Origin of the sequence: Homoserinibacter sp. YIM 151385 (assembly GCF_027912415.1) — a bacterium.
Classification (GTDB): domain Bacteria; phylum Actinomycetota; class Actinomycetes; order Actinomycetales; family Microbacteriaceae; genus Schumannella.
The window spans coordinates 871,413-889,108 of sequence record NZ_CP115175.1; the positions used below are offsets into that span (position 1 = coordinate 871,413).

20 protein-coding genes are annotated in these 17,696 nt (G+C 70.6%); 10 read left to right on the forward strand and 10 right to left on the reverse strand.

Features of this window, described 5'->3' with window-relative positions:
* Positions 1-52 precede the first annotated feature (52 nt).
* The 5 genes from OF852_RS04200 (at position 53) to OF852_RS04220 (ending at position 5,754) form a co-directional block, all read left to right on the forward strand.
* Positions 53-1,045 (forward strand): ABC transporter ATP-binding protein, encoded by a 993-nt coding sequence (locus OF852_RS04200; RefSeq protein WP_271120554.1) that lies wholly within the window; start codon positions 53-55, stop codon positions 1,043-1,045.
* Positions 1,042-1,809 (forward strand): ABC transporter permease, encoded by a 768-nt coding sequence (locus OF852_RS04205; RefSeq protein WP_271120555.1) that lies wholly within the window; start codon positions 1,042-1,044, stop codon positions 1,807-1,809. The genes OF852_RS04200 and OF852_RS04205 overlap by 4 nt, the downstream gene beginning before the upstream one ends.
* 836 nt (positions 1,810-2,645) lie before the next feature.
* Entirely contained in the window at positions 2,646-4,253 is a 1,608-nt protein-coding gene (locus OF852_RS04210) for an FtsX-like permease family protein (RefSeq protein ID WP_271121112.1), read from the forward strand.
* Positions 4,254-4,291: 38 nt separating this feature from the next.
* A complete protein-coding gene (locus tag OF852_RS04215) occupies positions 4,292-5,098 on the forward strand; it encodes an ABC transporter ATP-binding protein (RefSeq protein WP_271120556.1) in 807 nt (268 codons plus the stop codon).
* Positions 5,099-5,157: 59 nt separating this feature from the next.
* Complete coding sequence (locus OF852_RS04220) at positions 5,158-5,754, forward strand: TetR/AcrR family transcriptional regulator (protein ID WP_271120557.1); 597 nt, start codon at positions 5,158-5,160, stop codon at positions 5,752-5,754.
* A gap of 82 nt (positions 5,755-5,836) precedes the next feature.
* Here OF852_RS04220 and OF852_RS04225 read toward each other — a convergent pair whose 3' ends face one another.
* A complete protein-coding gene (locus tag OF852_RS04225) occupies positions 5,837-6,235 on the reverse strand; it encodes a VOC family protein (RefSeq protein WP_271120558.1) in 399 nt (132 codons plus the stop codon).
* Between the two features lie 93 nt (positions 6,236-6,328).
* On the opposite strand from OF852_RS04225, the gene OF852_RS04230 reads away from it, so the two are divergent.
* On the forward strand, positions 6,329-6,883 hold the full coding sequence (locus OF852_RS04230; protein ID WP_271120559.1) for a MarR family winged helix-turn-helix transcriptional regulator: 555 nt from the start codon (positions 6,329-6,331) through the stop codon (positions 6,881-6,883).
* Here the strand turns inward: OF852_RS04230 and OF852_RS04235 are convergent.
* From OF852_RS04235 to OF852_RS04245, 3 genes are read right to left on the reverse strand one after another with little or no spacing between them, the layout of a single operon-like run.
* Positions 6,831-7,643, reverse strand: a complete 813-nt coding sequence (locus tag OF852_RS04235; RefSeq protein ID WP_271120560.1) for an NAD-dependent epimerase/dehydratase family protein — start codon at positions 7,641-7,643, stop codon at positions 6,831-6,833. The two genes, OF852_RS04230 and OF852_RS04235, sit on opposite strands and share 53 nt — an antisense overlap.
* On the reverse strand, positions 7,640-8,104 hold the full coding sequence (locus OF852_RS04240) for a MarR family winged helix-turn-helix transcriptional regulator (protein ID WP_271120561.1): 465 nt from the start codon (positions 8,102-8,104) through the stop codon (positions 7,640-7,642). The genes OF852_RS04235 and OF852_RS04240 overlap by 4 nt, the downstream gene beginning before the upstream one ends.
* A gap of 40 nt (positions 8,105-8,144) precedes the next feature.
* Positions 8,145-9,068 (reverse strand): oxidoreductase, encoded by a 924-nt coding sequence (locus OF852_RS04245; RefSeq protein ID WP_271120562.1) that lies wholly within the window; start codon positions 9,066-9,068, stop codon positions 8,145-8,147.
* Positions 9,069-9,185: 117 nt separating this feature from the next.
* Here OF852_RS04245 and OF852_RS04250 point away from each other — a divergent pair, with 117 nt between their 5' ends.
* Positions 9,186-10,040: a helix-turn-helix transcriptional regulator gene (locus OF852_RS04250; protein WP_271120563.1), complete on the forward strand. Its 855-nt coding sequence runs from the start codon at positions 9,186-9,188 to the stop codon at positions 10,038-10,040.
* Positions 10,041-10,080: 40 nt separating this feature from the next.
* Here OF852_RS04250 and OF852_RS04255 read toward each other — a convergent pair whose 3' ends face one another.
* Entirely contained in the window at positions 10,081-11,013 is a 933-nt protein-coding gene (locus OF852_RS04255; protein WP_271120564.1) for an NADP-dependent oxidoreductase, read from the reverse strand.
* Positions 11,014-11,224: 211 nt separating this feature from the next.
* Here OF852_RS04255 and OF852_RS04260 point away from each other — a divergent pair, with 211 nt between their 5' ends.
* A complete protein-coding gene (locus OF852_RS04260; RefSeq protein ID WP_271120565.1) occupies positions 11,225-11,707 on the forward strand; it encodes a TetR/AcrR family transcriptional regulator in 483 nt (160 codons plus the stop codon).
* 72 nt (positions 11,708-11,779) lie between these two features.
* Here OF852_RS04260 and OF852_RS04265 read toward each other — a convergent pair whose 3' ends face one another.
* Positions 11,780-12,622: an SDR family NAD(P)-dependent oxidoreductase gene (locus OF852_RS04265; RefSeq protein WP_333781468.1), complete on the reverse strand. Its 843-nt coding sequence runs from the start codon at positions 12,620-12,622 to the stop codon at positions 11,780-11,782.
* Between OF852_RS04265 and OF852_RS04270 the strand changes: the two genes are divergently transcribed.
* Positions 12,573-13,325, forward strand: a complete 753-nt coding sequence (locus OF852_RS04270; protein ID WP_271120567.1) for a TetR/AcrR family transcriptional regulator — start codon at positions 12,573-12,575, stop codon at positions 13,323-13,325. The two genes, OF852_RS04265 and OF852_RS04270, sit on opposite strands and share 50 nt — an antisense overlap.
* A 19-nt stretch (positions 13,326-13,344) precedes the next feature.
* Here the strand turns inward: OF852_RS04270 and OF852_RS04275 are convergent, their stop codons facing one another.
* Together OF852_RS04275 and OF852_RS04280 are read right to left on the reverse strand one after the other, a co-directional pair.
* Positions 13,345-13,968, reverse strand: a complete 624-nt coding sequence (locus OF852_RS04275; protein ID WP_271120568.1) for a LysE family translocator — start codon at positions 13,966-13,968, stop codon at positions 13,345-13,347.
* 12 nt (positions 13,969-13,980) lie between these two features.
* Positions 13,981-14,841: a helix-turn-helix domain-containing protein gene (locus OF852_RS04280; RefSeq protein ID WP_271120569.1), complete on the reverse strand. Its 861-nt coding sequence runs from the start codon at positions 14,839-14,841 to the stop codon at positions 13,981-13,983.
* 137 nt (positions 14,842-14,978) lie between these two features.
* Here OF852_RS04280 and OF852_RS04285 point away from each other — a divergent pair, with 137 nt between their 5' ends.
* Positions 14,979-16,007 (forward strand): NAD-dependent epimerase/dehydratase family protein, encoded by a 1,029-nt coding sequence (locus OF852_RS04285; protein ID WP_271120570.1) that lies wholly within the window; start codon positions 14,979-14,981, stop codon positions 16,005-16,007.
* A gap of 62 nt (positions 16,008-16,069) precedes the next feature.
* On the opposite strand, the gene OF852_RS04290 is transcribed toward OF852_RS04285, so the two are convergent.
* Both OF852_RS04290 and OF852_RS04295 read right to left on the reverse strand, forming a co-directional pair.
* Complete coding sequence (locus OF852_RS04290; RefSeq protein WP_271120571.1) at positions 16,070-17,305, reverse strand: glycosyltransferase; 1,236 nt, start codon at positions 17,303-17,305, stop codon at positions 16,070-16,072.
* The gene (locus OF852_RS04295; protein ID WP_271120572.1) at positions 17,298-17,696 is read right to left on the reverse strand and encodes a hypothetical protein; all 399 of its coding nucleotides are present in this window, start codon (positions 17,694-17,696) and stop codon (positions 17,298-17,300) included. Before OF852_RS04295 ends, OF852_RS04290 begins: the two co-directional genes overlap by 8 nt.

A 17,696-nucleotide genomic window follows, 5' to 3' on the forward strand; every position in this document is an offset into this window, starting at 1 on the left:
TCCCGCGCCATGAGGGAGGTGTCGATGAGATTCTACGTTGTAGAATCAGTGTATGACCTCCCGACCCACCCTGGAGATGACCGGAGTGTCGGTGAGCTACGGCTCCCGTCGCGTGCTGGACCACCTCGACCTGACCATCCACCGGGGCACAGTGCTGGGCCTCCTGGGCCTCAACGGCGCCGGGAAGTCCACCCTCATCTCGGTCGCCGCGGGCCTGCTGCAGCCGCACAGCGGACACGTGCTCGTCGAGGGACTCGACATCTCGCGGAAGCGATTGTCAGCCGCCAGCCGCATCGGGCTCGCGCCGCAGCGACTGGGGGTGTACCCCACCCTGTCGGCCCGGCAGAACCTGATGATCTTCGCCGAGCTGGCACGTCTGCGCGGACGGGCCGCGCGCCGTCGGGTCGACGAGGTGCTCGCGACGCTCGACCTGGACGCGCAGTCCGAGCTCGTCGTCGGCGAGCTGAGCGGGGGCCAGCAGCGCCGCGTGCACACCGGGATGGCCCTGGTGTCCCGACCCCGGCTGCTGTTCTTGGACGAGCCCACCGTCGGGGCCGATGTCGAATCCCGACGGCGCATCCTTCGTGCGGTCCGCTCCCTCGCCGACGACGGCACCGCCGTGCTCTACACCAGCCATGTCCTGAGCGAGTTCGAGGAGCTCCGCGCCGAGATCGCCGTGCTGCACGGCGGTCGGATCTCGGCGCGGGGTTCCATCCCGCAGCTCGTGCGCGATCACGCCGAGACGAGCGTCGAGCTGCGGTTCCGACACGACGCGCCGACGCTCCGGGGCTGGCGCCGCCTCGATCGGTCGGCGCTGGTCCGCTCCGGCGGCGCCTCGCCGGGAGCAGACCTGACGGACGCGATCGGCGCGCTCGCGGCGCAGCCGGGGAGCGTGGACGATCTCGTCGATGTGTCGCTGCGTCGACCCGACCTCGATGACGTGTTCCGCTCCCTCACGGGGATCGGATGGACCACGTCTGCAGACGGAGCGTCCGCCGACCCGGCGGCGGGCTCGGCCACGACCAGCGCAGGGGCACACGCATGACCGGGTTCGCGACGATGCTCCGCGTCAGTCTGCGGATCCAGCGCGGCGACCTGGCCACACCCGTCGTGATGGCGGCGCTCCCGCTCATCCTCACGCCGTTCCTGCTTCCCGGCGCACAGGCCCAGCTGCAGGCCTCCGGGTATCCCTCCGCGACGGGGGCCGAACAGGTCGTGCCGGGCTTCGCGGCGCTGTTCGGGTTCCTCGCGGTGCAGCAGATCGTGACCGGCTTCGGCCGGGAGCATCAGTGGGGCACCTGGGAGAGGCTGCGCGCCGCACCGGTGTCGGCGGGAGCCCTCGTCCTCGGTCGGAGCACGGCGTGCCTGCTCGTGCAGCTCGCGCAGCTGACCTTCGTGATCGCCGTCGGCGCACTCGTCTTCGGCTATCGCCCCCAGGGCTCGCCGGCCGCCATCGCACTCGTGCTGCTCGCCCTCGCCGTGATGCTCGTCGCGTTCGGCGTCATGCTGGTCGCCGTCTTCCCGTCGTCCGAGCATGCGCTCGTCGCGGCCAGCCTGGGCGGAATGGTCATGGCGGGCGTCGGCGGTGCGCTGGCGCCCGTGTCGTCGTTCCCCGGGTGGGCGCAGGCCGTGGCGCACGCCTCCCCCGCCTATTGGGCCCTGGATGCCATGCGGACGCTGAGCCTCGAGCCCGCCGGGCTGGCCGACGTGGCCCCGGCCCTCGGCGCCCTCGCCGGATTCACGACGGCCTTCGCCCTCGTGGCCGCGCTGCGCTTCCGACCAGCACAGCGCAAGGCGGGCCTGAGGTGATCCGGCACGTGCGTCGACGGTTCCTCGCCCGAGACCTCCGGCGACGACCCGCGGCGACCGCGGCACTGACCGTCCTGCTGGTCATCAGCGCTCTGCTGATGGCGTCGGGCGGCATCGTCGTGGAACGTCTCCTCGGCTCCGTCGACCGCCTGTTCGACGAGGCGAAGCCTCCGCACTTCCTGCAGATGCATCGCGGACCGGTCGATGTCGACGCGCTCACACGGTTCGCCGCGGAGCATCCCGAGATCGACGCCTGGCTCGTCGAGCGCATGCTCGGGTTCGACGGCGGGGCGATCGAGTGGCGGCGGGCATCGCCGGAGACGGACACCACGCCCCCGGCGGGGAACCTCGCCGACAGCCTGGTCGATCATCTGTTCGTCACGCAGAACCGCGAATTCGACCTCCTCCTCGACGAGACCGGCGCCGCTCCCCGTCCGTCGTCGGGCGAGGTGTATGTGCCGGTTAGCGAGCAGCAGCGCTACGACCTGCAGCGGGGAGACGAACTGCACATCGGCATCGGCGACAGCGCGCTCCCCCTTCGCGTGACCGGGTTCGTCCGAGACGCGCAGATGGCGTCGTCGTTCGCCTCGTCCTCGCGCTTCCTGGTGTCCGCCGGCGACTTCGCACGGCTGGAGGGGCTGGGGGGCGAGCCCGAGGCGATCATCGAGTACCGGCTCGAGGATCCCGACACCGCGACGGCCTTCCAAGCGCGGTACGAGGCGACGCCGGAGCTTCCCCGCAACGGCCAGGCGGTCACGTTCGCCGTGATCCGGATGCTGAACGCGATCAGCGACGGGCTGGTGGCGGTCGCGCTCGTGTTCGCGAGTCTGCTCATCATGGTGATCGCGTTCGTCAATCTCCGCTTCGTGATCCGCGGCGCCCTCGAGGACGAGGTGCGCGAGATCGGGACGCTCAAGGCGATCGGGCTGAGTCGCCGGAGCATCGCCGGCCTCTATCTCGCGAAGTACCGCCTCATCGCCGTCGTCTCCTGCCTCATCGGCGGCGCGGTCGCCCCCTTCACCGCAGAGCTGCTCCTCTCCGGGATCCAGGCCAACTACGGGTCCTCACCCGCTGGGCTCGCGTCGGTGATCGTCCCGCTCGCGGCCCTGGGCCTCGTCTACCTGGTGATCACGGCGCTCTGCCACGGCATCCTGCGCCGGATCGGTCGCATCGACACCGTGCGCGCTCTCGTGCACGGGAGCACCCTGACGGAGCGAGGCGTCGCGCGCCGAGCCCGACGCGAGGCTCGGCGTGCGCGCAGGTCGCGACTCGATTCCGGCGCGCTGCCGGTCACGACCCGGCTGTCGCTGCGCGAGCTTCGCGCCGAATGGCGCCGCTGGGCGCTGCTCCCCTTCGTGTTCGCCCTCGCCACCGTGCTCGTCACCGTGCCGACGAACCTGCTGACCACGCTGGAGGATCCCCGATTCGTCACCTACATGGGTGCGCCCGACAGCGACCTGCGATCGGACCTGCAGTTCGGAGACGACCTCGACACCGCCCACCGGCAGCTGATCTCGACGATGGAGGACGACTCCCGGCTCACCGCGGTCCGCTCCTTCACCCGCATCCTGGCCGACGTGCGGGTCGCGGGCGCGACCGCGGACGTGGAGGCATGGCGATCGCTGCCCGTCGAGGTCGGCGATTACGCCGACACGCCACTCGAGTTCCTCACCGGCACGCGCCCCGACCAGGGCCAGATCGCGCTCTCAGCCCTGGCGGCAGACGAGCACGGCGTCAGCACGGGAGACCGTCTCGACCTGCGTCGCGTCTCGACGAGCGGCACCGAACGGCGCACGGTGGAGGTCAGCGGCATCTATCAGGACGTGACGAGCGGCGGGCGCACCGCGAAGCTCCACGATCCCGGACACGCGCTCGCGGCGGCGTCGGGCGCGAGCGCGTTCGTCGTCTACGCGGATGTGACCGGGGACGCGGATCCGGTCGCCCTCGCCGCCGACTACAACCGGCGACTTCCGGAGGCCACCACCGTGCCGATGCGCGAATACGTGCAGCAGACCCTCTCGTTCGCGACCACGTCGCTGCGCGGAGCATCCGTCGTCGCCTTCGGTTTCGGCACCGTGGTGGTCGCGCTCATCACCGCGCTGTTCCTGACGCTGTTCCTCGCTCGCGAGCGGAAGCCCCTCGGCATCCTCCATACCCTGGGGTTCTCGACCGCCGAGATCACGCGCGGAATCCGGGGCAAGACGGCCGTCGTGATCGGGGTCGGGGTGCTCGTCGGCATGGCCGTCTCCGCCGCACTCGGCGACACCGCGATCACCACCGTGCTCTCCGGCCTCGGACTCGGGATCGCGCACCTCACGCTCACGCCCGACCCCTGGCTGGCGTGGGTGGCGTACCCCCTGGCCCTGGGGACGGCCGGGGCGCTCAGCACAATCGCGGCGACACGACGGCTGCCCGGCATCACCGGGGCGTCATGGCTGCGCTGATCCCCGCCCACGATCACCACGAAAGGACGGGCACTCCGATGAACGACGCCTCGAACCCGCGACCATCGACGAGGACTGCGGCAGCGGGTCTGCTGCGGGCATCCGGTCTCACGAAGACGTACGCGACGGGGACCTCGGCGACGACGGTGCTGCACGGCATCGACGTCGACGTCGCCCCCGGCGAGTTCCTCACCGTCATGGGGCCGAGCGGGTCGGGGAAGTCGACGCTGCTGTACTGCCTGAGCGGACTCGACAGGCCCACCGAGGGCGCCGTCGCCCTCGAGGGCACGCTGCTCACGTCCCTGGACGACGAGAGCATGGCGCGACTGCGGCTCACACGGATGGGCTTCGTCTTCCAGCAGCCGTACTTCCTCGACAGCCTGAGCATCCGCGACAACATCCTCCTCCCGGCGCTCAAAGCCGCACCGTCGCGAGCGGAGGAACGCGACGTCGCCGAGCGCGTCGACGCCCTGATGGAGCGCTTCGGCATCACCGCCACGGGCGCGCATGCCATCAGCGCCGTCTCGGGGGGCCAGCTGCAGCGGGCGGCCCTGTGCCGCGCCCTCGCGACCCGGCCGAGCGTGCTCTTCGCCGATGAGCCGACCGGCGCGCTCAACCACAGCATGAGCCTCGAGGTGATGAGCGCGCTCACCGAGGCGCACCGCGCCGGAACGACCATCGTGATGGTGACGCACTCACCGGCGCTCGCCACGCGCGCGGACCGCATCCTCTACATCGCGGACGGCACGCTCACCGATACCCTGACCCTCGGGAGATGGACCGAGGGCGAGGCGTCGTCACGGGAGAACACGGTCCGGGATTGGCTGCGTGAGAAGGGGTACTGATGGCGCCGATGCGCGACTCGGGACCGCCCAGGGGCACGGGACAGCTCACGCGTGACCGGGTGCTGGACGCCGCCCTCGCCCTCGTCGACGAGCACGGGCACGAGAAGCTCACCATGCGGACGCTCGCGACCACCCTCGGCGTCGACCCGATGGCTCCCTATCACTACGTGCCCAACAAGGCGGCGCTCTTCGACGGACTCGTGGAACGAGCGTGGTCGACGGTCGCCATCGACGGGATCGACGTCGACGGCGACGCGACCGAGCAGCTCGTCGAGGCCTTCTGCAGCGTCTACACGCAGCTCGTCGCGCACCCCAACCTGCTCCCTCTCGTCGCCACCCGCTCGGTCGCGACGCCGCAGGCGCTCGCGCTCGCTGAACGAGGGCTCGAGCTGCTGAGCCGGACGAGCTCGCTCTCGCCCGCCGACGCGCTCCAGCTCATCAACACCCTCGCCGCGCTCACCATCGGCCGAGCGCTCGCCGAGGCCGCCCCCTCGGCGGGCGGCCAGTCCATGGACGATGTCCTCGCCATCGCCCGCGCCTTCCCCCAGCTCGCCACGGCCACCACCGCACCCCCGGCTTCCGGAGAGGATCCTCTGCCGCGGGCCCTGCGCGGGATCATCGCCGCCTGGGGAGTCGCGCCGCGGGCCCGCCCATGAGCGGTCTCACCGCGATGCTCCGGCGACGGGTCATCTCGTCGGGTATCCGCGATGTCGCGATCGGCTCCCGGGAGCGCGGGTCTCAGCGTCCGGCGAAGCGCGCCTTCGCGTCATCGGTCTGCGGCGTGTAGAGGTTGACGCGGTTGCCGTCAGGGTCGGCGAGCATCATGGCGCGGTTTCCCCACGGCATGGTGGTCGGCTCCTGCAGAACCTGCACGCGGTCGCCGAGTCGCCGACGTTCCCGGTCGACGTCGTCGACCTGGAACTCGAGGATCGCGCTCGCATTCGATGCGGTCGTGATCCCCGTGCCGGCGAAGAGCGGCAGGGTCGCGTCGCTGCCGATGGCGAGGGTTCCGCCGTCGGTGACGAGTTCTGCGAAGACCGGGGCGGGGCGCTCGAACGATGCGCCGGTGACGAGTTCGTAGAACTCGACGAGTTCGTCGAGGCGGCTGGTGATGAGGCGTACGGACGCGAGCTTCATGGGGATCCGATCGTTCGGCCACGGAGTGGAATCGTGGCGAGAGATAATGTAAGGCAACTGATATTATCAGAGCTCCGAGTGCAGGGAGGAACGATGGCCGAGGACTTCGGGCAGCGCCTGCCCTACCTCCTTCGACGGGTGAACGGCGCGCTGTCCCAGCGCCTGGACGAGGATCTGCGCGAGTTCCGACTCACGCCGTCGCAACTCTCGGCCCTGGCGATCCTGGACGTCGCGCACCCTGACGGCCTGTCCGGTGCGACGCTCAGCGCACGGTCGGGCGTGACACCGCAGTCGATGTCCACCGCCCTCGCCGGTCTCGCGGAACGGGGCCTCATCGCCCGCTCCCCGCACCCGGTGCACGGCAGGATCATGGAGTGCCGGATCACCGCCGCCGGTGCCGACATCCTTCGACAGGTGCAGCAGACCACGCGCGACAGCGACCGCTACGACGCCGGCCTCACCCCGGAGCAGCAGGAGACACTCCGCGAGCTGCTCACCACGATGATGCGCTCGCTCGACCTGTACCTCCCTGCCGAGACGACGGCGACCAGGGACGAAGAGGAGCCGGCCCGTTCTCACGTCGCCCCGGGCGACGTCAGAGCGATCGCTCTGCGGCAGCCTGATACATGCTCCGCACGGCCGGGGTGAAGCCGAGCTCGCGGAGGCGGGTGCTGTCGACGTGCCCGTTGAACGGGTTCTCCAGCGGGGCGTTGGACTCGGGATACGCCGCGCCGACCAGGCGGGCGATGTCGGCGACGGTGGCGGGGGCGTCGTCGGCCACGTTGACGGTCTCGCAGTCGAGTCCACCGTCGAGCGCGAGCAGCATCGCGGTCGCGATGTCGCGGTGATGGACCAGGCTGAGGGTCGCAGCCGGGTGCCAGCCCCAGGAACCGAGCAATCCCGGGGCCGCTTGCAGGTGACCGTCGCCGTCGCCGTAGACGAATCCGAATCGGAGGATGCTCCACGTCAGGCCGCTGTCGCGAAGCGCCTGCTCGGCGACGACCTTGCTCGCCGGATACGGCATCGGCGCCGTCGTGGGGTCACCCTCCCGGGCCGGACGAGGCAGGTCGGCTGCGTACACGAGTCCGGTGCTGGCCATGATCGTCCGGGCGGCCGGTGCGTGCTCGGCGACGGCCGCGATCAGATTGCTCGTGCCGTCGACGTTCGCACGGGTCACGTCCGCGGGGTCCGAGGTGCGGAGCACCGCGGCGAGATGAACGACCTGATCGACGCCGTCGACGGCCCCGGGCAGCGTGGTCGGGTCGAGCAGGTCCCCCTCGACGGTGTCGACGCCCGATACCGTCTTCCCGGCGCGGACGAGGGCGCGCACGTCGTGGCCGGCGTCGACGAGACGCGGGATGAGACGGGTGCCGACGAGCCCGGTGGCTCCGGTGACGAGGATGGTCATGCAGGTGTTCCCTTCGTGAGGAGCTCGTGGAGTCGTGCCGTTCCGGTTCGCAGCACTCGGGTCGTCGTCGCGAGGTCGGCGTCGGAGACCTCCGCGAACGCCGTCCGGAGGATCAGCTCGATCGGGTCCGGCAGCTCCCCCCACAGGACGCGCCCCTGCGACGTGAGGTGGAGGACTCTCTGCCGTGCGTCGGATGGGTCGGGCCGCTGCTCGACGAGTCCCTTTCTGGTCAGCGCGGCGACGACACCGGACAGCGTCGCCCGCTCCACCTCGAGGATCCGCACGAGCTCTCGCTGCGGGGTCGCGCCGACGAGGGCGAGCTGGTAGAGGACATACCACTGCGTCGGACCGAGGTCATGAGGTCGGAGCACCGACTCCATGACCTGACGGGTGGCGAGGTGGTACTTCTTCGCCCAGGCGCCGGCTGACTCGTGATTCGGATCCGCTTGTTTGTTTGGCACCTGACAAGTATTGCAAGGTAGCTATCAAAACGCAACCGAGTCAGAGGTATTCGCAGCCGGTGAGCTCCTGCGCGGCGTTCCAGAACCGCGTCCCCGTCGCGGGGTCGGCCGCCTCGGCGGACGGACGGACGGACGCGACCTCGCCCCGACGTTCACCCCGGCCGTCCGGGCCGAAGAAGCTGCCACCCCGCACGCCGGGTGAGGCGGCCGCATGCAGCTGCGGGAGCGCCCCCTGCTCGGTGGGCTGCGTCGCGATCGCCGAGAAGAGGCGGCCTGCAGCTCGACCGAGCGCGCCCCGATCCCGCCACGCGCTGTCGATGAAGTCGGACCGAGACAGGCCGGGGTGAGCCAGCACGCTGATCACCGGCGATCCCGCGCGTCGGAGCCGACGGTCCAGCTCGAGCCCGAACACGGTGGTGGCCAGCTTGGCCATCCCGTATGCCCGGTTCGGATCGAAGCGCCGCTCGGACTGCAGGTCGTCGAAGTCCAGATGCGCGTTCTTGTGGGTGATGGAGCTCAGCGAGACCACCCGGGCATCGATGCCCTTCTCGAGCACCGGGAGCAGCAGGCCGGTGAGGGTGACGTGGCCGAGGGTGTTGGTGCCGAGATGGAACTCGAATCCATCGACCGTCGTGCGGCGGGCACCGAGATTCTCCGCTCCGGCGTTGTTCACCAAGAGATCCAGCCGGTCCCGCTCACCGGTCACGGTGGCCGCGAAGTGCCGCACCGAGGCCTGGGATGCGACGTCCACCACCTGGACAGACAGCTTCGCGCCCGGATGGGCGGAGCGGATGCGCTCAGCGGCGGCATCGCCGTTGGTCAGACTGCGGACGGCGAGGATCACCTCCGCGCCGTGCGCAGCGAGCTCGGAGGCGGTCACGAACCCCAGGCCGGCATTCGCACCGGTCACGATCGCGGTTCTGCCGGAGAGGTCGGGGATATCAGAAGCAGTCCATGGAGCCATTCCCGTGACGCTACGCAGGACGGCCGGGACCTCGGGAGTGCTCCGTATCCCCGGTCTGCGAGGACCACCTCTGGTCGACGCGCACCGGGCAGAATGACCGGTGTGGAGAAGGGGACCGTGGCGGCGGCGCGCGAGCTCGGGGCCTTCCTCCGAGCTCGCCGGGAGCAGACCCGTCCTGAGGACCTCGGCCTCGAACCCGGCACTCGCAGGCGCGTGGACGGACTGCGGCGAGAGGAGGTGGCGGTGCTCGCCGGCCTCAGCACCGACTACTACCAGCGTCTCGAGCAGGGCCGCAGCGCTCGACCCTCTGATGCGGCGCTCGACTCCATCAGCGACGCCCTCGATCTGGACGCGACCGAACGAGAGCACATCGGTCGCCTCGCCCGCACCGCGAGGCGACCCGCCCCGCGGCCCCGGCGAACCTCCGACAAGCTCCCCCGGGGCTCGCGGATCCTGCTCGAGGCGACCGACCTCCCGGCGTTCATCGTCAGCCAGCATCTGGACGTCCTCGCCTGGAACCCGCTCGCCGCGGAACTGCTGGGCGATCCGACCCGCATTCCGGCCGAGGAGCGAAACGTGCTGATGATGCTGTTCCACGAGGACGCCGGACTGCGCTACCCGTCGTGCGAGGCCATGGCGAGGGACTACGTCGGAATGCTCCGCACGGCCATCTCGCGCGATCCCGAGCACCCCCGCGCCATCACCGTCGTCGGAGCCTTGAGCGTGCGCAGCGCAGAGTTCCGCAAGATCTGGGCTCGCCACGACGTCCGCGACCGCATCAACGGCGGCAAGACCCTCCGCCACCCGCGGATCGGCGAGATCGACATCGAACGGGATGCCTACCCCGTCCCCCGCACCGCCGACGCCTCGATGATCGTCATCACTGCCCGGCCGGGTTCCGAGGACGCACTCCATCTGCTCGGCACCCTCGTCGCGAACCGCCCCGCGGCAGCGCACGGGTCTGTCCGATAACCGATGTGCGCCGCGCTGACCGGCTGCGGCGATCGCCTGCTCAGTCCGGGAGGATGACGAGCTTGCCGCGCTTGCCCAGCCTGCCCTGTTCGAGATCGATCAGGGCGGGGATCGCCTCCGAGAGCACGACGGTGCGGGCGACGGGAAGCCTGAGCATTCCCGACCGTGCGTCCTGTGCGATCTGCTCGAGGTCGGCCGTGACGGGCTGAGCGATGACGGCGCGGTACGGACCGGGCAGAAGGCTCTTGATCAGGTTGGCCGGAGTGGGCTGCGTGCTGACGATGCGGCCGCCTCGTCTGAGCATGGCTCGCGCGGCATGGTGAGGAAGCGTGCCTGCCGTGTCGAACACGATGTCGAACCTCCTGCGCAGCGGAGCAGGGTCGACGTCGAACGCGACGATCGGGTCGACGCCCAGCTCGCGAGCCTCGTCCCCGGAACCGGCGCGACAGCTTCCTGCGACCGTGGCGCCGCGCGCCGCGGCGAGCTGCACGGCGGCACGGCCGACCGCGCCGAGGCAGCCATGCACGAAGACGCGGTCCCCGGCTCGCATCCTTCCCGCCTTGCACAGCGCTTGCAGCGCGGTGATGGCGGGTGTCGGGAGGGCAGAAGCGTCCTCGAAGGAGAGCTCAGCAGGCTTGTGGACGATGCCCCGCTCCTGGGCGACGACCACGTCGGCGAATGCGCCTGCCGACGCGATCGGCGTGCCGCCGAAGACCTCGTCGCCGACGCGGAACCGGGTGACGCCGCCGCCGATCGCCTCGACGACGCCGGCGAAGTCGTAGCCCATCGCACGAGGGAACCGACGCCCGGTCACCATCTTCATGGCCCCGGATCGGATCCCGAAGTCCATCGGGTTGGCCGCGGCGGCACGGACTCGGACCAGCACCTCGGCGGCTCGGAGGGGTGCCGGCTCGAACTGCTCGAGCGTCATCACGTCCGGGCCCCCGTACTCGCTGTACTGGATGCGCTTCATATCCGACTCTCCTTGGTTCGACGCGCCGCTCGCGGCCTCGTCATCCGACCGCGCCGACGCCAGTGACGGTACTTGGTTCCGTCACGCTACCACGTGACGGGACCGAGTCCCGTAGAGTTGCGTCATGGCCCGTTGGGAACCGAACGCTGCGGAACGCCTGTCTCAGGCCGCCCTCGAGCTCTTCGCCGAGCGAGGCTACGAGCAGACGAGTGTGATCGACATCGCGCAACGAGCCGGCTTGGGCAAGACCACCTTCTTCCGGCACTTCCAGGACAAGCGGGAGGTGCTGTTCCACGGAGGCGAGACCGATGACTGGCTCGTCGACCCGATCGCCGAAGCGCCGGAGGGGAGCACCCCGCTCGACGCCATCGCACGCGCACTCGACGCGGCGGGCGCCGCGGTCTTCACCCCTTCGCGTCGGCCGTTCATCGTGCGACGACAGGCCGTGATCGCCGCCAACCCCGAGCTCCAGGAACGCGACGCGCTCAAGAGCCTTCGACTGACCGCCTCCCTGGTCGACGCGCTCAGACGACGAGGATTCCCCGAACTCACCGCGCGCGTGGCGGCCGAGCTCGGCGCACTCGCGTCGACCATCGCACTCGAGCGCTGGATCCGATCCGACGCGGACGTCGAGTTCGGCCCCGTCGCACGACACGCGCTCGACGAGGTGCAGGCCTCCGCCGGCCGATGCTGACCGGAACGGCAGCGCCCCGGATCGACACGCATCACGCGCCGCGCCGGGTCGGCGCGATATCGTCTCGCGGCCTCATCGCTGCGCGGCGTTCGAGACCTCGGCCCAGTCCTTCCAGGTCGTGATGCGCGCGGCGTAGACGTCGGTCATCTGGTCGAGGAGCCAGTCGCCGAGCAGGAGTCGCAGGGGCGGGTTCTCGGCGTCGACGACGGAGAGGATCGCCGGCGCCGTCGCCGCCGCATCGCCGGTCCTGGCCGGGTCGAAGGACCCGCGGATCGCCTCGCGAATCGGGTTGTAGACCTCCATGGCGGGAGCCGATCGGGTCGCGGAGCGGAATCCGGTGCTGTAGCTGCCGGGCTCGACGATGGTGACCTTGATGCGCTGCGCGGCGACCTCGACGGCGAGGGCCTCGCTCATGGCCTCGACCGCGAACTTGGATGCCACGTACGCACCCCCGGTGGGGAAGCTGGCGATGCCGCCGATGCTCGAGACGGTGAGGATGTGGCCGCCACCCTGCGCACGCAGGATCGGCAGCACGGCCTGGATCAGCGACAGCGTGCCGAACACGTTGGTGTCGAAGTTCGCCTTCGCCTCATCGATGTCCAGCTCTTCGACCGCGCCGGTGTAGCTGTAGCCGGCGTTGCCGACGACGACGTCGAGTCGCCCGAAGCGCCCGTGCGCTTCCCTGACGACCGCGAACACGGCCTCGCGATCCGTCACGTCCAGAGATCGCACGAGGACACGCGCCCCGAACCTCTCGGTCAACCCGGACAGGGCGCCGACGTCGCGGGCGGTCGCGACCACCGAGTCACCCCGTTCGAGTGCGGCCTCTGCCCAGATGCGCCCCAGACCGCTGGACGCGCCGGTGATGAACCAGATCTTCGATGCCACGACTTCCCTCTCGACGAAATATTGCACTCAGTGCGAAACTCTCCGGATGTTACACTCAGTGCGACATTCGGGCAAGCGGGCAGAGGAGGCCAGGATGCCGGGAGCGCGAGAGCGCAAGCGCGTGGCGACGCGCGAGCGGATCGCGGCGGCGGGGCTGGAGCTGTTCCTCGAGCTCGGCTACGAGGCGACCACCATCGACGGCATCGCCGCGGCCTCCGGCATCTCGCGGCGAACCTTCTTCTACTACTTCTCGTCGAAGGATGACGCGCTCTTGGCGTGGCACGGCGCGGGCGCCGTGTCGACCCGCATCACCGCCGCGCTGCACGGCCGACGCGCGGACGCCTCCCCCCTCGCGACGGCCCTGGACTGCCTGACGGAACTCGCATCGCAGTACGAGACCGAGCAATCCCGCGCGGTGGACGCGCTCATGCAGAGCTCTCCCACGCTTCGCGCCCGCAAGGACGCCGTCGAGCTCGGCATCGAACGCGATCTGGCCGCCGCGATGACCGAGCTCTGGCCTGCCGAGTCGCGCCTCATCGAGATCCGCTTCGCGGCGATGATGGCCGCGGGGACGCTCCGCATGTCCCTGGAGGACTGGCGGAACGACGGCTCACTGCCGCTCAGCGCTCACCTTCGGCGAAACGCGGACCTGCTCCGATGTGACGTGCTCCGCGAGATCGAGAGCGCAGTGCTGGAGCCACGGCCGCGCCAGGAGGACGTCACGCCGTAGAGCCCTCGACGCGGGCTCGTCACGGCGATCGGACCTGCAGCGCGGTCCCGACGCCGAGGAGGACGAGGACCGCGCCGGTCGCGCGGTCGATCCAGGTGCTGAACCGGCGGAGGATCGGCCGCAGCCGGTGCACGAGTGCGGTGAGGGTGAGGTACCAGGCCGCGGCGATGGCCACCAGCAGGACGCTCATGGCGACGAGCTGCGGTTGCGCGGGGACACCCGGCGCGAGGAACTGCGGCATCACGCTGAGGTAGATCAGCGGCGCTTTGGGGTTCAGCACGTTCACGAGCAATCCCTGACGGAATGCTCGCCATCTGGGCAGCGCTTCGCTCCCTCGCGGAGCGACCCGGGGTCGATCGGCCTTCGCTCCGCGCGACTGCCACAGCGTGCGCAGTCCGAGGAAGAGGAGGAACGCGGCTCCCAGATACTTCACGACAGAGAACGCGACGTCGGAGGCGAGGATGACGACCGACAGACCCGCGGCCGCGATCGCCGCGTGAACGGTGAGGCCCGAGACGGTGCCGAGGGTGGTGGCGATTCCCCGCCCGCGCATGGCGTTCGGGACGACGACGGCGAAGTCGGGCCCCGGCGTGAGGACGAGGACGACCGCGACGAGCGAGAAGGCGACGAGGGACGATTCCATGCTGCGGGGGCCCTACCGCTCGGACAGACGTGTCGGTGCCGTCCGGGTGCCAGGAGCGTCGGGGGCTGCCATCGAGCCGAGGAGGCCGAGACGCTCCGCCGACTCGCTGCCGGGTTCGGCGTGGTAGACCACGAGCATGATGCCGTCGGTGCCGGCGACGGCGAGCTTCTCGCGGTCGAGGCGGAGTCGCCCGACGGCCGGATGGTCGAAGGTGACCTGGGCACCCGCGCGCTCGGCGACGTCGTGGCGGGCCCACAGCCGTCGGAACTCGGGGCTGGCCAAGGACAGCTCGCCGACCAGCTCGACCACGCGAGGGTCGTCGATGCTCTGGCCGACGGTCCTGCGGAACCCGGCGAGCAGCGCCGCAGCAGCGCGTTCCCAGTCCTCGAAGAGACTCTGCTCGGCCGCATCCAGGAACACGTCTCGAAGCCGGTTGCCGCCGGCGGTCAGTCGCGGAGAGACGGCTGCAGCCAACGGATTCGCCGCGAGGACATCGAGATGGCGGCCCTCGGCGAAGGCCGGAAACGGGAGCTCGTCGATGAGGCGGGCGGTGCTGGCGGGGAGCACCTCGCGGCGGGGCCTGGGCCGTCTGCCGCGAGGACGTTCGGCGGCGAGGCTGAGCAGATACGCGTCGTCGTCGAGCTGGAGGACGCGCGCGATCGCCTGGAGGACCTGGGCGGAGGGACGGCGGTCGCGCCCCTGCTCGAGGCGGAGATAGTACTCGGCGCTGATACCGGACAGCATCGCGACCTCCTCTCGACGCAGACCGGGAACACGACGCACACCGAGCACCGGGATCCCGACCTGCTCGGGGGTGACGAGCTCGCGCCGGGCTCGGAGGTACTCCCCCAGCGTGTTCGGCTCATCGCTCATGCGCCTCACGCTATCGACCGGCGAAGGACGGAAGGTACTCCCTGTCACTCCCAGTGTCAGCAGGGGTCTGGGTCGCGGCCTCGCCGGCGCCGAGGATCGGGTCATCGCTCGACGTTCACGCCCCCGAAAGGCCACTCATGTCCCACGTTCTCGTCACCGGCGGGTCCGGCTTCATCGCCGGACACGTCATCGTCCAGCTCCTGGAGCAGGGCCACACCGTCCGCTCCACCATCCGCTCGCTGCACAAGGAGGCCGCCGTCCGGATGGTGCTCCGCGACGCCGGGGTCACTCGCGACGAGGCGCTGACCTTCGTCGAAGCGGACCTGATGCAGGACGCCGGCTGGGCGGACGCGGTCGCCGGCGTTGACCACGTCATCCACCTCGCCTCCCCGATCCACACCGGCAAGGTCGAGAACGAGGACGACGTCATCGCCCCCGCCCGCGATGGCGCGCTCCGCGTCCTCCGCGCCGCCCGCGACGCCGGAGTCGGACGCGTGGTGCTCACCTCCGCGTTCCACGCCGTCGGGTTCGGCCACGGTCACATCGACCACGTCTTCACCGAGGACGACTGGTCGCCGCTCGACGGGCCCGGCGTGGACGCGTACGGGCGCAGCAAGATCCTCGCGGAGAAGGCGGCATGGGATCTCGTCGACCAGCCCGGCTCGAGCCTCGAGCTGACCACGATCCTGCCCGTCGCCGTCATGGGACCGGTGATGGGCGCCGACGTCTCCGGTGCCAACCACATCGTCCAGAACATGCTCCGGGGTGAGATGCCCGGCGTCCCGAACATGTTCGTCCCCATCGTCGACGTCCGCGACGTCGCGGCGGCCCACGTCGCGGCGATGACCGCCCCCGGCGCGGCAGGACAGCGGTTCCTGGTCGGCACCGGGGAGCCGGCGATCGCGATGAAGGAGATCGGCGCGATCCTCAAGCACGAGCTCGGCGCGAGGGCGTCGAAGGTCCCGTCCCGGTCGATCCCGAACCTCGTCGTCCGGCTGACCGCGCTGTTCCGGGACGAGTACAAGTCCGTCGCCGCGGACCTCGGCTACATCAAGCGGGTCTCCGACGCCAAGACGCGCAGCGTCCTCGGCATCACCCCGCGTCCCGCGCGCGAGGCGATCGTCGCCGCCGGCCGCAGCATGATCGCCCGCGGGCTCGCGGACTGACCCAGGCCACGACCTGCGTCAGCACGGGTCAGACGTGACCGGAACCTTCAGCGGGCTCCCGATCACGACGCGCTCTCGCCGGCGGCGACTGCGGCGACGATGGCGGATGCCGCGGCCGGCCCGTCCTCCGCGCGTATCTCACCCGCGACATGATGGACGGCCGGTGCGCGGTCGAGCGCATCGGAGATCGCCGCGTGAACACCGTCCACGGACAAACGGTCGCGGTGCAGTGCCGGCCCGGCGAGCCCGGACCGGCGCAGGAGTCGTGCCCAGAACGGCTGGTCCGCGAGAAACGGGACCAGCACCGACGGGGTTCCCGCGCGCGCGGCGGCATGGACGGTCCCCGCTCCCCCGTGGTGGATCGCGGCTGCCGCGTGCGGGAGGACGGTGGCGTGCGGCACGGAGGTGACGACCAGCACGTCCGTCCCCAGACACCGGTCCGGAGGTTGCAGGCCGCCCCAGCCGGTCGCCACGAGAGTTCTCAGACCCGCCCGTCGGACGCCTTCGATGATCGCCTCAGCCCGGCCGGCGGCATCCCCGCCCCTCATCGACCCGAATCCCGCATACACGAAGGGAGCGTCGTCGGCGAGGAACTCGCGGATGGCGCCGTCCGTCCCCGCGTCAGGTCGAGGACGGCGCGGCCAGTCACCGGTGAGATGGGTGGTCGACGGCCAGTCCGCCGGTCGCGGCAACAGCGTCGGACTCACCGCGACCAGCGAGCCGGACGGTGAGGGCAGGTGCCCCTCGCCGGAGCGTCCCAGGCGTCGCCGCGCGGCTCGAATGTCGGATGCGAACATGCGCGCGCCCAGATCCGCCGCGCGATAGGTGAGCCGATTGACCCAGGGACCGAGCGAGCGATTCACTACTCCCGCGGCAGGGAACTCGCCCGTCGGCGTGACTACCGGAGTGAGCTCGACCGACAGGTACGGGATGCCGAGATGCTCCGCCACGACCGGAACCGTCAGCAGCTTGGGATGCGCGACGATCACGTCCGGCTGCCACCGCATCGCCTCGTCCACGACGCGCGCGAGGACCGTGCTCATCGCCGGTCGGATGTGCTCGCGGAACGCCCGCATCCCCCCGCCGGCAAGGGCCTCCGCAAGGCCGGCGAAGCTGACCCCCAGGGTCACGACGTCGACGTCGTCGCCGGCGTCGTCCTGATCGTCCGGTGCCGCGACGAGGACGGCATGCCCCGCGTCACGGAGCGCAGCCGCCAGCGACAGGAACGGCTCCACGTCGCCGCGGCTTCCCGCCGTCGCCAGCAGGACCCGCCGAGGGGACGCCGAGCCGTCAGCCATCGATCGCCCCGCCGACAGCCGCGATCTTCTGGCTCGATCGTGTGCCGGCCGTGAGATCACGCATCGAGACTCCTCTGATCGTCTCGCCGACCAGGCAGGCCGGCGTCGATGTCGACCAGACTTCCCGACGCGCCGCGCGCCAGCCTACGCGAAGGACACGCAAGAGAGCGCGCGACGTGCGCACGGTCGGGCCCGGGGTCGTGGCGACCGAGTTCCATCGCCGGCATGGCCTCGACATGAGCGCCGTCGCCCGTACGTCGCCGCACGACGTCGTCACCGCGAGCACGAGTGCGCTGCCGCGACGAATCGTCAGATAGAGCGGCGGAGAATCGCCGACTTCGCACCGGCCCTCGAGATCACGACCGAACGCCTCGCGGATCTGCGGCGGCAT